This window comes from Frigoribacterium sp. AP1 (assembly GCF_056680555.1).
The window spans coordinates 40,454-56,200 of sequence record NZ_CM155288.1 but is presented as its reverse complement, the minus strand read 5'-3'; the positions used below and the strand labels follow the sequence as shown (position 1 = coordinate 56,200).

Genomic DNA, 15,747 nt, shown 5'->3' with positions numbered 1-15,747 from the left:
ATCCGGCCCGGATGATGGTGCACGGCGCCGATGTGCATCGACGGCACCCCGCCGAGCATGGGGAGGAGGCGTCGCGCGGCGCCACGCCGACGCGGTGTGCGTCACTCCGCGCGCTAGCGTGGAGGTCGTGGTCGCCGACGCGCGCCACGGCCCCGGTGAGAGGAACGAGATGTCCGCCGCACAGTCACCAGACCCGTGGCACGAACGCCACGGGATCGACGACACGGTCGTCGGCCGTCGTGCCCGCCCCTCGGACGCCGCGGACGCAGACGACACGGTCCTCCGGGTGTCCCCGCCGGGGCCCGCGGCGACGAGCCGGGAGCCGGAGGCGTCCACCCGTCCCGCGCCGCGCCTCCACGGGGTGAGGGTCGCCGGGCAGGACCTGCTGCTCGACGCGCCCGTCGTGGTGGGGCGTCGGCCCGCCGGGCCGCGCGTCGGCTCGGGGCCCGTCCCACGGCTGGTGACCGTGCCGTCTCCCCGCCAGGAGGTCTCGGGCGCCCACGTGGACGTGCGCCAGCAAGGAGGCATCGTCGTGGTCACCGACCTGCGCTCGACGAACGGGACCCGGGTGATCGAGCCGGGACGCGTTCCCGTGGTTCTCCGGCAAGGCGAGTCGCTCGTCGCGCGTGCAGGCACGATAGTGGACGTAGGTGACGGGAACCTTCTCGAGATCCTGCCTCCCCAGCGCATCATCCCGACGAAAGAACCCCTCCTGTGACAGAGCTCGGCCGCCCCACGACCGCCCACGCCCTCGGCCTCGACGGCCCGGGGCTCACCTTGGACTGGGCGGGGGTGACCGACGTCGGCCGTCGCCGAGCCCACAACGAGGACAGCTACCTCGCCGAGGCCCCGCTCTTCGTGGTGGCGGACGGCATGGGCGGGCACAGCGCCGGCGACGTGGCCAGCGACGCGGTCGTGCGCCGCATGAGCGAGATCGCGTCCCGGCCGTTCGCCACGACGGACGACGTCGAGACGGCCCTGCGCGTCGCCACCGAGGACATCGCCGTCGCGGCTGCCGACACCGAGCTCGGGGTCGGCACGACGGCCACCGGGGCGTTCCTCTCCCGCGAAGCAGACGGTGCCGAGGTCGACTTCACGGTCTTCAACGTGGGTGACTCGCGCGTGTACATGTTCGAGGACGGTCGTCTGCGCCAGGTCACCGTCGACCACTCCGTCGTCCAGGAGATGGTCGACGCCGGGCTCCTGCACGCGGACGACGCCGAGAAGCACCCCGACAGCAACGTCATCACCCGGGCGGTCGGGTTCGACGTCGACCCGCGACCGGACTACTGGCGGGTCCCCGCCCGACCCGGCCTGCGCCTCCTCGTCTGCTCGGACGGCCTCACCAAAGAGCTCTCGGCGGATCGGATCGCCGAGGTGCTGGGCGGTGTCGAGGGTGCCGAACCGGCGGCGACGGCCCTCGTCGCGGCCGCCGTCGAGGCGGGCGGGCGCGACAACGTCACGGCCCTCGTCGTGGACGTCCGAGGCGTGGAAACATCTGAGGCCGACTAGGCCCGACACGCACCCGTGCACGACCCGGCCCCCGAAATGGGGGACCCGGGCTGTCCACAGGGTGGCTCTCGGGCCTCTCGGGCGTCAGGGGCCCCCGCGTAGAATGGCTGCGGTCGGACCGACGCCGACCGGCTCCACCCAGCCGACCCGGCATCGATCCCCAGAGGAGGCGACGTGGCTCGACGACTGCCTTCGGCGCCCCCCGTGCTGCCGGGCTTCTCGCACGTGCGCGTGCTGGGATCGGGCGGCTTCGCCGACGTGTTCCTCTACGAACAGAACATGCCACGCCGGCAGGTGGCGGTGAAGGTCATGCTCAGCGAGGTCGTGAACGACCAGGTCCGGCAGATGTTCCAGGCCGAGGCGAACCTCATGGCCCAGCTCAGCGCCCACCCGTCCATCCTCACGGTGTTCCAGGCCAGTGTCTCGGCCGACGGCCGCCCCTACCTGGTGATGGAACTCTGCTCGTCGTCGCTGAGCGAGAGGTACCGGCGCGACCGCATCCCCGTCGCGGACGTCCTGCGCATCGGCGTCAAGATCGGCAGCGCGGTCGAGACGGCCCACCGGCAGGGCGTCCTCCACCGCGACCTCAAACCGTCGAACATCCTCATGACGGCCTACGGCCATCCCGTGCTGTCCGACTTCGGCATCGCCGCGTCACTCAGCGAGAGCGAGCCGCAAGAGGTCGTCGGCATGTCCATCCCGTGGTCGGCGCCCGAGGTGTTGCTCGACGAGACGAACGGCACGATCGAGTCCGAGGTGTGGTCGCTCGGCGCGACGGTGTACTCGTTGCTCGCCGGTCGGAGCCCGTTCGAGGTCCTCGGCGGCGACAAGAACGGCGCCTCCGACCTGATCGGCCGCATCGACAAGGCCAAGCTCGTGCCCACCGGTCGGACGGACGTCCCGCCCACGCTCGAGCGACTGCTCGCGAGGTCCATGTCGCGTCGCCCCGAGAACCGCCAGGCCAGCGTCCTCGAGTTCGTGCGCGAGCTGCAGCAGGTCGAGAGCGAGATCGGCGTCGTCCAGACGCCCATCGAGGTGGCCGTCGACGACTGGGCCCTCGCGACCGTGGCAGACCTCGAGGACAAGACGCGCCTCCGAGGGGTCACCCCCGTGCAGGCCTCCCGGCGTCGTCGCCGACGTCGGGCGACCGAGGCGCAGGTCCAGGCGCAGCACGGCGGTTCGCCCCAACAGAGTCGCGCGGTTCCTCGCAGCACGGGAACGCGCCCGGCGCGACGTCGGTCCGTGCTCGTCATGACCTGGGCCCTCGTGGCGGTGTCCGTCGTGGGCATCGGCCTGGCGGCCGCAGCGACGCTCGTGCTCGTCCGCTCGACGTCGACCGACATCCCCCGGGTGGCCGACGTCGCGTCGTCGAGCGACGGGTCTTCGGTGGTCTTCACCTGGAGCGACCCGGGACTCCGGGCAGGTGACACCTACGTCATCTCGACCGGCGGGCAGACGAGCCAGCAGTCCGCCGACCGGTTCGTCGCCACCCCCGCCGACCCGGGTGACGAGGTCTGCATCACCGTCACCGTGAGCCGCGGTGGGTCGACCGGCCCGGCGAGCAACGAGAACTGCGCAACGGCGGGTCAGGGCTGATGGGGCGGCTGCTCGACTGGGCCGCCCGTCGCCGATCCGCCGTGGTCACCGGCGTCGGGGTCGTTGTGGTGGCCGCGCTGGTGACGACGATCGCCGTGGCCAGCAACGGCTACGAGGCCCAGCGCGTGGACCTGTCCGACGGCACGGTCTGGGTGGCGAATGGTGAACGGTCCGCGATCGGCCGGGCCAACACCGACGTCCTGCAGCTGAACTCCGCCGTGCGCGGCACCGGTGCCGACCTCTCGGTCGTGCAGCGCGGACAGGACGTCCTCCTCGTCGACCGCAGCAACGCGACGGTCGGCGTCGTCGACACCGCGACGGCCGAGGTCGCCGAGAGCGTCCCGCTGCCCCCGGAGTCACCCGACGTGTCGATCGCGGGCGACCGGGCGCTCGTCGTCTCGCAGGGTACGGGCGAGGTGTGGAGCCAACCGCTCTCCGACCTGTCGTCCTTCAGCAACGAGGTCGATCCCGACCTCAGCCTCGGCAAGGGACTGGTCACCAGCGTCACGGCCGACGGCACCGTGGCCGCCTATTCGACCGACACCGGTCAGGTCTCGCTCTTCGACGGCACGGTGTCACCCGATGTCACCGAGACGCACGACGTGCCGGCCTCGTCGTCGGCCGGGTACCAGGTGGCCTCCGTGGGCAGCCACTGGGCCGTGCTCGACGCCGTCACGGGGGCCCTGGTCGTCGACGGACGTCAGGTCGACCTGTCCGATCGGGCCTCGGGTGGGCTCGCCCTGCAGGCCGGGTCCGACACGGGCGACGAGGTCCTCGTCGCCACGTCCACCGGCCTCCTGTCCGTGTCGACCGACTCGTCGCGGGTGACCGAGGTCGTCGGCGGACGCGCGGGCAAGCCCGCGCGACCCGTGGTCGTCGGCGACTGCCGTTTCGCAGCCTGGGCGGGCGGTTCGGCGTGGAGCGACTGCGCATCGGCCCGCGGGGGAGTCCTCGACCTCGACCAGGCCACCGGAGGCGCGGACCTCGTCTTCGACGTCAACGCACGTCGGGTCGTGCTGAACGATCCGGCGACGGGGCGGTCGTGGGCCGTCCAGCGCTCCGGCCAGCTGATCGACAACTGGTCCGACCTCTTCCAGGAGGACCGCGACCAGGAGGAGCAGCAGGAGAACGACGACGAGCAACCGCCCGAGCTCGATCTCGACCAGAAACCACCGGTCGCCGTGGACGACGCGTTCGGTGCACGACCGGGTCGGGCGAGCACCGTGCCCGTCCTGCTCAACGACTACGACCCGAACGGCGACCCGCTCGTGATCGACGACGTGTCCACTCTCGACGACTCCGTCGGCCGACTCGACCTCGTCAACGATCGGCAGCAGGTGCTGCTCACCCTCGCCGACTCGGCTTCGGGCACGTTCACGTTCGACTACACGATCTCCGACGGCCGTGGCGGCCAGGCGAGTGCGACGGTCGCCGTCACCGTGCGACAGCCGTCCGAGAACTCGCCGCCGCAGCAGGCGCGCAGGACGACCGCGTCGGTGTCGTCGTCGGGGCGCGTCACCACCTCGGTCCTGGGCGACTGGATCGACCCCGACGGCGACGCCTTCTACCTGACCTCGGCGGGTGGGGTGGCCGGGGTGTCGTACAAGCCGTCAGGCGACGTCGTCTACCAGGACGCCGGTGCGGGCGAGACGACCGTCGACGTCCCGTTGACGGTCTCGGACGGCCGTGACGAGGGGCGGGGGGCGCTCTCGATCGGCGTGATGGGGGCGGGCCAGGTACCGCTCGAGGCCCTGCCCTTCTCACAACAGGCCTACGCGGGCCAGCAGCTGACCGTGCGACCGCTGACCTACGCACGAGGCGGCACGGGCACGATCAAGTTGAACAGCGTCCCGGCGAAGGACGGCGTCACCGTCACGCCGAACTACGAACAGGGGACGTTCCGGTTCCTCAGCGACGCGCCGGGGACCCACCTCCTCGAGTACACCGTGACGGACGGCGACCAGACGGCGACCGGCACGGTCCGGGTGGACGTCCAGTCCCCTCCGGATGCGGGCACACCACCGATCACGACGCCCAAGACGATCTTCGTCGAGACGCTGGGCACGCAGACGCTCGACGTCGTGGCGACCGATCGAGACCCGGCCAACAACGTCCTCATGCTCACGGCGACCGACGTCGTACCCGCCTCGTCCGGCATCAGGGTCGAGACACTCGACCAGCGCTACGCCCGCATCACGCTCGCAGCTCCGCTCGACGACGGGCCGGTGACCTTCGGCTACACCGTCAGCAACGGCCTCGCCTCGGCCACCGGTACGGTGACGGTCGTCGAGATCCCGCGCCGGGCGATCACCCAGCCCCCGATCGCGACCGACGACCAGGTGACCGTCCGGGTGGGGGACTCGATCGACATCGACGTCCTCGCGAACGACGAGCAGCCCGACGGCGACGAGCTGACGCTGGTGCCACGACTCGAGAGCGACGTCCCGGCCGGCAGCGGGTTGCTGTTCGCGTCGGGCAACCGTCTCCGATACCTGGCCCCGTCCACCCCGGGCAACGTCACGGCGACCTACACCGTCGAGGGCCCGGACGGGCAGCGGGCGTCCGCCCAGGTCGCCATCGCGGTCCGTGAAGTCGACGCCGGCAGCAACGCGGCGCCTGCACCCCAGTCGGTGACGGCGCGCGTCGTCGCCGGCGAGACGGTCCGCGTGGGGGTCCCCCTCGACGGGATCGATCCCGACGGCGATTCGGTCCAGCTGCTCGGGGTGGGCACGAACCCCGAGAAGGGCAGTGTGTCGACCGTCGGCACCGACTACGTCGAGTACCAGGCGAACGCCAGCTCGGCGGGCACCGACAGCTTCACGTACACGGTCGTCGACGGGTTGGGTGCCCGGGCCACCGGTACGGTCCGCGTGGGCATCTCGACCCGCGCCGACGGGTCGCGCAACCCGATCGCGGTCGCGGACGCGGTCACGATGCGACCGGGGGGTTCCATCACGGTCCGGGTGCTCGACAACGACTCGGACCCCGACGGGGGCGTGTTGTCGGTCGACGCGGTCGAGGCGAACGGCGAAGGCATCGTCGCCAAGGTCGTGTCGGGGACGATGGTGTCGGTGACGCCTCCCGAGACACCGGGCACGTACGGTCTCGTCTACACCGTGTCGAACGAGCGCGGTGGCCAGAGCTCGACCTTCGTCACCGTGACGGTCGATCCGGACGCGCCGCTGAACTACCCCCTCGCCGACGACACGGTGCTCGGACTCAGCGACATCTCCGGTCGGCAGACCGTCACGGTCAACCCGCTGACGAACGTGTTCTTCTCGGACGGCAGCACGTCGCAACTCGACCTCGGACTGGCGCCGGGCTTCGGCTCGACCGCCCAGGTGACACCGAACTCGCGCGTGACCGTCCGCATCACCGACTCGAGCCAGATCATCCCGTTCTCCGTCTCGAGGAAGGACGACGCCGGCATCCGCGCCTACGCGTTCATCGTCGTGCCCGGTTTCGACGACGCCCTCCCACAGGTCGACCGGACCGTCCGGCCGATCACGGTCGAGAGCGAGAAGGCCGTCACGATCGACCTCGACCGTTACGTCATCTCCGCCGGTACCAACGGCGTCCGACTGACCGACCCCGGAACCGTCCGGGCGACGAACTCGAACGGTGACGATCTCGTCGTCGACGACACGACCCTCCGCTTCACGTCGGCCGACCTGTTCTCGGGCACGGCCTCGATCTCGTTCCAGGTGACCGACGGCCGCTCGGCCGACGACCCGGACGGACGGACGGCGTCGCTCGTGTTGCCCATCACGGTGACCTCACGAGAGAACCAACCGCCCGTCTTCAACGGCACCTCGATCGATCTCGAACCGGGACAATCCCGCACACTCGACCTCGCCAGGCTCACCACGTATCCCTATCCGGACGACGTCGACGAGCTCAACTACTCGATCGGACAGAGCGGTGCGGCGGGCTTCGGCTTCGACCTGTCGGGGTCCAAGCTCACGGTGTCGGCGGACGCGGGCACGGCCAAGGGGACGAGCAGATCGCTGCCCGTCGCCGTCAGCGACGCACTCAATCCGGGCCGGAGCGGAGCCGTCACCCTGTCCGTGGTGGGATCGACCCGACCCCTCGCCCAACCGGCGGCCGACCGTGCCGTCGTCAAGCGCGGGGCATCGACCACGGTCGAGGTGCTGCAGAACGACCAGGCCACGAACCCCTTCCCCGGCCAGGCGCTCCGGGTGGTGGCGATCCGGGGACTGAACGGGTCGTCCGTCCCGGCAGGTGTCTCCATCACGCCGAGCGGTGACAACCGCAGTCTCGCCGTCTCGGTCGCGGCCTCCGCCGCCCCGGGCGACACCAACCTCCAGTACCAGGTGGCCGACATCACGAACGACCCCGACCGCTACGTGTGGGGCACCGTCACGATCAGCGTGCAGGACGTTCCGAACGCCCCCAACGCACCGGTCCGGTCGGGCACGTTCAAGGGGGGACAGCTCACCCTCAGCTACACGGCTCCCGCGGCCAACAACTCGCCGCTGACCGGCTACCGTCTGATCGGCACCGGCTCGGCCGGCGGTTCGTATTCCAAGGACTGCGGACTGGCCACCGTGTGCACCCTGACCGACCTCGACCCCGAGCAGACCTTCAGGTTCTCCGTGACCGCGGTCAACGGCATCGGCGAGTCGCCTGCCAGCGCGTCGAGCGCCCCGTACAGCGCCGACTACGTGCCCGCGGCACCGACCGGGGTGAGGGTCGTGCCGACCAGCACCGCCGGTGAGCTCCAGATCTCCTGGAACGCCGTTCCCAAGCCGAACCCCGGCACCGCGGTCGCGGGCTACACGGTGGAGGGCACCGGCCAGAACGCACCTGCACGACGTGACACGACCTCGACGTCGATGGTCGTCGGCGGGCTCGTCCCAGGGCAGCCTTACACCTTCAGGGTCTTCGCCCGGAACGCCGCCCAGGTCACCAGCGACACCGATTGGGCGCGGAGCGACGCCGCGCAGGCCTCCGCTTTCGGTCCTCCCGGTCAGACGGCCCCGAGTGCCGTCGTGCAGGCCGACGGTTCCATCCGGGTCTCGTGGTCGGATGCGTCGCCGGCCGGGTCCGCACCCGTCAGCTACTCCCTCTGGCGAAGCGAAGGCAACGTCGCGGGTACGGACTGTTCCCCGTCTCGGACACGACTCTCGTCGAACGCGTCCAGCCCCTCGGACGACAAGACGGCCGAGAACGGCAAGCGCTACACGTACTTCGTCTACGCGGACAACACCGTCTTCTGCTCCGCCTCGGCGACGTCCGTCTCCAGCCTGCCGGGGAGGGCGCGAGGAACGGTCACCGTCGAGAACAGCGGACAGGACCGGTTCGACGTGCGGGTGACGGATCTCGCCGTCGAGGGTGACGCCGACGGCGTCTTCTTCCAGGCGAAGTTCGGGGACAAGGACTGGGTGACCCCCTCGGCGGACGGTTACGTGACGTCACTCGCCGACTCGTCCGTCTACGGGCGCAACGCGTCAGTGGTCATCCGAGCCTGCCGGGCGACGAGCTGTTCCAACCAGAACTCGGATGCGAGCGCCGGCGTCACCCCGCTCCAGACCGTCGGGGAGATCACCTCGTGTCAGCCGGCAGGAAGGCTGAACACCAACGATCCTCGAAACAGCGGCGGTAGCACCTCCACTACGTTCGAGATCCAGTACAACGTGCCGATCCTCGGCATCACCAGCTGGCGGAACGCTTCGTCCGACGATCCGAGGGCCGTTCCGGAGGACGCCGAGCAGGTCCGGATCAGGGCGACGGTCGTCCCGGCGAGCGGCGATCCGCAGACTGCAGCGGGCTGGGTCACGGCAAACTGTGGCTGACGCCGCGACTCCCTCCCTCGAGAAAGACACGACACGATGAGCATGACCCCCGAGCAGGCGACCTGGTTCTCCGACATCTTCGGGCGCCTGGTGGCCAACGTCGACCAGGTGCTCCTGGGCAAGACCTTCGTCGTGCGGCTGTCGTTCACGGCTCTGCTGAGCGAGGGGCATCTGCTGCTCGAGGACTTCCCGGGCACCGGCAAGACCTCGCTCGCCCGCGCGATCGCGCAGAGCGTCCAGGGCACGAGCAACCGGGTCCAGTTCACGCCCGACCTCCTGCCCGGTGACATCACCGGCGTCAGCATCTACGACCAGAAGGCCGGTGAGTTCGAATTCCACCGCGGGCCGATCTTCTCCAACATCGTGCTCGCCGACGAGATCAACCGGGCCAGCCCCAAGACGCAGTCCGCCCTGCTCGAGGTCATGGAAGAGAGCCGTGTGACGGTGGACGGCATCAGCCATCCCGTGGGTTCGCCGTTCATGGTGATCGCCACGCAGAACCCGGTCGAACAGGCCGGCACCTACCGTCTTCCCGAGGCCCAGCTCGACCGGTTCATCATGAAGACCTCGATCGGCTACCCCGACCACGCGGCGACCGTGCGCATCCTCGAGGGCTCGGCCACACGCGTCCACGAGGGCACCCTCAACCCGATCGTCCAGGCGGGGGTCATCACCGAGATGGCCCAGCTCGCCCGCACGGTGCACGTCGAGCCCACCATCAGCGACTACGTCGCCCGACTCGTCGACGGCACGCGCACCGCCCAGGAGGTCCGTCTCGGCGTGAGCGTGCGAGGTGCGCTGGCCCTCGTCCGCTCGGCCAAGACCTATGCGGCGTCCCTCGGCCGCCACTACGTGATCCCGGACGACGTCAAGTCGCTCGCCGAGCCCGTGCTCGCGCACCGTCTCGTGCTCGACCCCGAAGCGGAGTTCGACGGCGTCACGCCGTCCAGCGTCGTCAGCCAGCTGCTCATCGAGACGGCGCCACCCGCCGAACGGGTAGCCGTGTGAGCGAGCGTCCCCGAGGCACCGACCGGGCCGCACGGCCCGTGCCGGGGTCGACCGCGGACGGCTCCCGCGCCGGTCGCACACGACCGCGGGGCGGCACCCGTGGTGTCGACCAACGCTTCGACTCCGTGTTCTCGACGGGAACACAGGGGCTGACGAACGCCCGCACCCGGATCGTCGGCGATCGCACCGGCATCGGAGCAGACCTCCTCGTCCTGCTGGTCAGGACGACCCGTGGGGCTCGCCGCGCCGTCCGCGGGGCCTTCACCAGCGCCTCCTCGGTCGTCACGCCCTCCGGGTGGTCGATGCTCGTCGCCGCACCGGTGGCGCTGCTCGTCGGCTACCTGCTCGGCTGGATCGAGTTCGTGGTGGTGGGTTTCGCCGCGATCGTCCTGCTGCTCGTCGCGGGGCTGGCGCTGATCGGTCGGAACTCCGTCCGCATCACCCTCGAGATCCCGCACGAACGGGTGGCCGTGGGCGCAGAGGCCGCCGGCACCGTGCGGGTGCGCAACGCGAGCGCCCGCCGGATACTCGGCGTGTCCGTCGAGGTCCCCGTCGGCCCGGGGCTCGCCGAGATCGACCTGCCGAGCCTGCGATCGGGCGACGAGGTCACCGAGTCGTTCGATCTGCCCACCACGCGCCGAGGTGTCATCGCCGTGGGACCGGTCAGCACCGTCCGCGGCGATCCGGTCGGCCTGGCCCGACGTGAGATCGAGTGGACCGGTGTCACCGAGGTGTTCGTCCATCCCCGCACCATCGGCATCCCGAGCACGAGCACGGGTCTCATCCGCGACCTCGAGGGAAACCCGACGCGCGACCTCTCGCCCAGCGACATCTCGTTCCACGCCCTGCGTGAGTACCAACCCGGTGACGAACGACGGAACATCCACTGGAAGTCGACCGCCAAGACGGGCACCTACATGGTGCGGCAGTTCGAAGAGAGTCGTCGCAGCCACCTCGTCATCGCTCTGAGCCTGGCGGCCGGCGACTTCGCCAACGAGGACGAGTTCGAGCTCGCCGTCAGCGTGGCAGGCTCCCTCGGCGCCCGGGCGATCAGGGACGCCCGCGAGGTGAGCGTCGTCGTCGGCGAGACCACCGCCGAATTCGCCAAGCGCAAGAACCTCGAGATCCGCTCGTTGAGCACCCTGACGCGCAATCGTCTGCTCGACGAGCTCGCGGTCGTCGCCACGGCCGAGTCCGCCCTGGCCATCACCGACGTCTCGCGGGTCGCCGGCGACCAGGTCGTGGGGATCTCGGTGGCGTTCCTCGTCGTCGGGTCCACGACGACCGTCACAGAGATGCGCGCCGCGGCCCTGCAGTTCCCCCTCGGGGTCGAAGCGGTCGCGATCGTGTGCGACCCCGAAACCGTCCCCGGCATGAGGCGCATCGCCGATCTCACCGTGCTGACCATCGGGTTCCTCGAGGACCTGCAGAAGTCCCTCGCCCGGACGGCGAGTGCATGAGCGCCGTCGACGAGGTCCGGACGCCCGCGGGGCCGGCGACACCTCCTCCCCGCGTCCGGTCACGCACCCGGCCGTCGCGACTGCGGGCACCGTTCGTCACCTCCGTCGTCGCGTTGTTCGCCGCCTCGCTCGGCACGGCGACCGCGACCTTCTGGCCGGTGTACGAGAGTGCCGCCTTCGTGGTGCTCGTCGTCGTCGCGTTCGCCGTCGGTGTGGCCATCGCGCTCGGCTCGGCCGTCCTCCGGCTGTCGAGCATCTGGGTGTTCGTCGCCACGGTCGTGGCGTACCTGCTGCTCGGCGTGCCGCTGGCCGTGCCGTCGCAGGCCCTCGTCGGCGTGCTGCCCACGGGCAGGGGCCTCCTGACGTTGGTCTCGGCGACGGCTCTCGGCTGGAAACAGCTCGTCACCATCGCCTTGCCGGTGGGCAGCTACGAAGCCCTGCTCGTGCCGGTCCTCGTGTTGGTCCTCGTCGGCACGGTCGTCGGTCTGTCCGTCGCGCTCCGCGGCCGACGCGGAGAACTCGCCGTCGTCGTCCCCGTCGTCGTCTGGATCGCGGCGATCGTGCTCGGTCCGGGCGAGGCCTGGTGGCCCCGCGCCACGGGAGTCGCCGTGCTCGTCACGGTGGTCGCCTGGGTGGTCTGGTGGCGCCTGCGTCGGCGTCGCGTCGCCCTCGACGCGCTCACCGCCCGTGACGCCGCGAGGTCGGCCGGGCACCGCCCGGTGGCGGTCCGGGCCGTCGTCGGCACGCTCGCCACGCTGGTCGTCGCCGGTACAGCCGGCACGGTCGCCGTCGCGGCGGTCCCGCCGGCCACCTCACGGACGGTGGCCCGCACGGTCGTCGAGCAACCGTTCGACCCCCGCGACCACGTCAGCCCGCTCAGCGGCTTCCGGGCCTACGAACAGGAGCCGACCGTCGACCAGACGCTCCTCACGGTCTCGGGCCTGCGCGACGGACAGCGACTGCGCGTCGCCACGCTCGACACCTACGACGGTGTCGTCTACAGCGTCGGCAGCGGCGAGGTCGACAGCGCCTCCGGGTTCTTCACGCGCGTGCCGTCCGACGTCGACCAATCCGAGGTCGACGGAGATGCGACCACGGTGGACGTCACCGTCGGTGCCTACGACGACCTCTGGCTGCCCACCGTCGGCCGACTCGAGACCGTCTCGTTCGACGGAGCCACAGCGGACGCCCGGCGGGACGCGTTCTTCTACAACGACGTCACGGGCACGGCGGCCGTCCTCGGCGGACTCCGGCAGGGCGACTCGTACCGGCTGGACGCGGTCGAGCCCCGCCAGCCCGGCGACGACGAGCTCGACGAGCTCACGCCGGGGACGGCCACCGTGCCGACACCACGGGACGTGCCCGACGAGCTCTCCTCCTCGCTCGAGGAGGACGTCGCCGGGGTCCAGGGGCCGGGGGCGCGCCTGCAGGCGGCGCTGAGCGCGCTGCGCGAGGACGGCTACGTGAGCCACGGGGTCACCGCCGACGAGCCCGTCAGTCGATCGGGGCACGGGGCGGACCGCATCGCCCAGCTCTTCACCGACCCCGTCATGATCGGCGACGCCGAGCAGTACGCGACGGCGGCCGCCCTGATGGCCGATCAGCTGGGGTTCCCCGCGAGGGTGGTCATGGGATTCGCGCCCGAGACCGACGGCGGCAGCGTCGAGGTCACCGGGTCGAGCGTGACCGCGTGGATCGAGGTCGACACCGCCCAGCACGGCTGGGTGGCCCTCGACCCGAACCCGGCCGAGCGGCCGATCCCCGAGGACCAGGTGCAGGACCCCACTCAGATCTCGCGTCCCGAGTCCGTCGTCCAACCTCCGCCCCAGGACCCTCAGGTGCGGGACGACCAGACTCCGCCGCAATCCGAGCAGGACGACCCCGAGACCCCTCCGGCCTGGTTGGCCGTCGTGCTGGCGATCGTCCGGATCGTCGGCTGGAGTGCCCTCGTCGCAGGCCTGCTCGCGGCCCCGTTCGTGACGATCGTCGCCCTCAAGGCGCAGAGGAGGCGCCGCCGCCGGGCGGCGACGAGTCCCTCCGCCCGCATCAGCGGCGGCTGGCACGAGTTCCAGGACGCCGTGGTCGACCACGGCATCCGCACCCCGCCGGCCGCGACGCGGAGCGAGGTCGCGGCCGTGGTCGGCGGTTCGCGTCCTGCGGTGCTGGCCCGGGTGGCCGACCGTGCGGTCTTCTCGCCGAACCCGCCCGCCGAGTCCGACGCCGACCGCGTCTGGACGGCCGTCGCCGAGATGCGGCGGGCCCTCGGGGTGGGGCTCACGAGGCGGCAGCGGTTCGCCGCGGCGGTCTCGCTCCGATCTTTGCGTGGTTACCATGGGCGCACCCCTCCCGAGCGACAGAGGAACGACTGATGTACTGCCCCACCTGTGCCAGCCCCCTGCCCGTCGGCGCGATGTTCTGCGGCGAGTGCGGTCGGGCGGTCTCGAGCGCAGACCTCGCGGCCGCCCGCCGTCGGGCCGATGCCGCCGCCGAGCACGTCGACGCCACCAGCGCGCCCGACCTGCCCGAGGCTCCCTCGCGTGTGACGTCGCACCCCCGCCGCGACGCTGCGGAGCCACCGTGGTGGGTGCGCGACCGTCAGACCGACACCGGCGCGGCCGAGGCCGGGTCGCCCGGCCCCGACCACCCCCGGGCCGTGGTGCCCGCGTCGGTCCCCGAGCCCCCGGCGTGGCCCGTCGACGACCGACCGGTCGAGCGCAGGGCCGAGAGCCACCGTCGAGCACCCTCCGAGGAGGCGCGGGTGGAGTCCCCGAGCCCCCCTCGCCCCGACGGTCCCGCGATCCCCGACAGTCAGGTCCACGCCCCCGGAACGGTGGCCCCTGATGCGGTCGAACCGCACACGCCGCTCCGATCGCCCGACAAGCACCCCGACAACGGGCCACGCCCCACATCGGCCCCGCTCTGGACCGCGTCGCTGACGCCCGTCGGCTCGGACGAGCCGTCTCTCGACGCAGCGTCAGTCGCCGAGCACCCGTCCTCCGAGGCCACCGACGTCCGCCCGGACGCCGAGGTCGGGAATGCCGAGGTCGAGTCGTCCGCCACCGACGAGGGTGCACGTCCGGTCGATGTCGACGACGGTCAGGTCGCCGGCGGCCGCGAGGTCGCCGTGTCATCCGGCGAGCCCGCTCCCGCATCCGTTGCCACCCCCGAGCCCGCTCCCGCATCCGTTGCCACCCCCGAGGTCGCCCCTGTCGACCAGGCCGCGGCTCCCGCGGCTCCCGTGGGCCCCCCGCCTCTCGTGCGGCCGACGGCCGACGCGCCCCGGGACGGCGACACCGCCCCGGTCGCCCCGCTCGGCCGCGACTTCCGTCCGCCGATCCCGAGCGGGTCGCGTCCCGCTCCCGACGAGTCCGGTCGTTCCGCGCCCGTCCCGCTCGTCGAGCCCGCGCCGCTCGTCCCACCGGGTTCCGCCGTCGTGCCCGAACGGTGCACGCACTGTGGCGCTGCCATCGACGAGGACGACATCTTCTGCGGTGAATGCGGTGCGGTCGTGCAATCCGTCGCCCTGTCGTTCACGGGCCCGGTCGTCCCGCTCCCACCCGAATGGCGACCGGACGACGAGTCCGTCCACCGCCGGGGTCCCACCACCGAGGACGGCGAGGCCGTCCGGTCGGGTGCCGACGATGCCGGCACCGACGGCGTCGCAACCGGCCAGGGCGATCCGGCATCCCACGGCGACGTCCCCGCACCGGGTGATGCCGACGACCAGCAGGAGGCGGCACCACGCCCGGCCCCCGAGCCGATCGACCACGTCCCGGGCTTCCGGGCCGAGCGACCGGCCGTGACGCCGAGGCCGACCGTCGCCGACGTCCCACCGGCCCCGACCTCGTCGTCGGCCCCGCCGTGGCGTCCTCGTCGTCCGCCCGTCGACCTGCCGGTGGACGACGACGACGTCGACGAGACGCGCATCGTCCGCCGTGGCGGCCTGGGGACCGAGTACGTCCTGCAGTTCAGCACGGGTGAGAGCATCACGGTCGACGGCACGGGTCTCGTCGGACGTGCACCGACGCCCCAGCCTGGTGAGCGCTTCGACCAGCTCGTGCGCATCGTCGATCCCGGGAAATCCGTGTCGAAGACGCATCTCGAATTCGGTCAGGAGGCCGGAGCCCTGTGGGTCAGCGACCGGTGGTCCGGCAACGGCACGGTCGTCCGCCCTCGTGACCTCCCGCCCCGTCGTGCCGATCCGGGCGTCCGCGTCCGGGTGACGCGTGGCACCCGCGTCGAGATCGGCGAGCAGTTCTTCGTCGTCGTCTGACCGACGACTCGTCCACACGTGGCAGGGTCGACGGGTCCTCCCCGACCCCGCCCGACCGGCACCGATCACGCTAGCCAGTCCG

The 15,747-nt window shown here is 71.5% G+C and carries 8 protein-coding genes; all 8 read left to right on the top strand.

Annotated features, from left to right (window positions below; all coding sequences use genetic code 11):
• Positions 1-532 precede the first annotated feature (532 nt).
• The 8 genes from AC1MBW_RS00260 (at position 533) to AC1MBW_RS00225 (ending at position 15,665) form a co-directional block, all read left to right on the top strand.
• Entirely contained in the window at positions 533-718 is a 186-nt protein-coding gene (locus AC1MBW_RS00260; RefSeq protein WP_480025065.1) for a hypothetical protein, read from the top strand.
• Positions 715-1,512, top strand: coding sequence for a PP2C family protein-serine/threonine phosphatase (locus AC1MBW_RS00255; RefSeq protein ID WP_480025064.1), 798 nt, complete (start codon positions 715-717; stop codon positions 1,510-1,512). Before AC1MBW_RS00260 ends, AC1MBW_RS00255 begins: the two co-directional genes overlap by 4 nt.
• A 174-nt stretch (positions 1,513-1,686) precedes the next feature.
• Positions 1,687-3,108, top strand: a complete 1,422-nt coding sequence (locus AC1MBW_RS00250; protein ID WP_480025063.1) for a protein kinase domain-containing protein — start codon at positions 1,687-1,689, stop codon at positions 3,106-3,108.
• Positions 3,108-8,924, top strand: coding sequence for an Ig-like domain-containing protein (locus AC1MBW_RS00245; protein ID WP_480025062.1), 5,817 nt, complete (start codon positions 3,108-3,110; stop codon positions 8,922-8,924). Before AC1MBW_RS00250 ends, AC1MBW_RS00245 begins: the two co-directional genes overlap by 1 nt.
• Before the next feature lie 36 nt (positions 8,925-8,960).
• A complete protein-coding gene (locus AC1MBW_RS00240) occupies positions 8,961-9,932 on the top strand; it encodes an AAA family ATPase (protein WP_054145776.1) in 972 nt (323 codons plus the stop codon).
• Positions 9,929-11,392 (top strand): DUF58 domain-containing protein, encoded by a 1,464-nt coding sequence (locus AC1MBW_RS00235; protein ID WP_480025061.1) that lies wholly within the window; start codon positions 9,929-9,931, stop codon positions 11,390-11,392. Before AC1MBW_RS00240 ends, AC1MBW_RS00235 begins: the two co-directional genes overlap by 4 nt.
• Positions 11,389-13,761, top strand: coding sequence for a transglutaminase TgpA family protein (locus AC1MBW_RS00230; protein ID WP_480025060.1), 2,373 nt, complete (start codon positions 11,389-11,391; stop codon positions 13,759-13,761). Before AC1MBW_RS00235 ends, AC1MBW_RS00230 begins: the two co-directional genes overlap by 4 nt.
• Positions 13,761-15,665, top strand: a complete 1,905-nt coding sequence (locus tag AC1MBW_RS00225) for a zinc-ribbon domain-containing protein (RefSeq protein WP_480025059.1) — start codon at positions 13,761-13,763, stop codon at positions 15,663-15,665. The genes AC1MBW_RS00230 and AC1MBW_RS00225 overlap by 1 nt, the downstream gene beginning before the upstream one ends.
• Positions 15,666-15,747 lie beyond the last annotated feature (82 nt).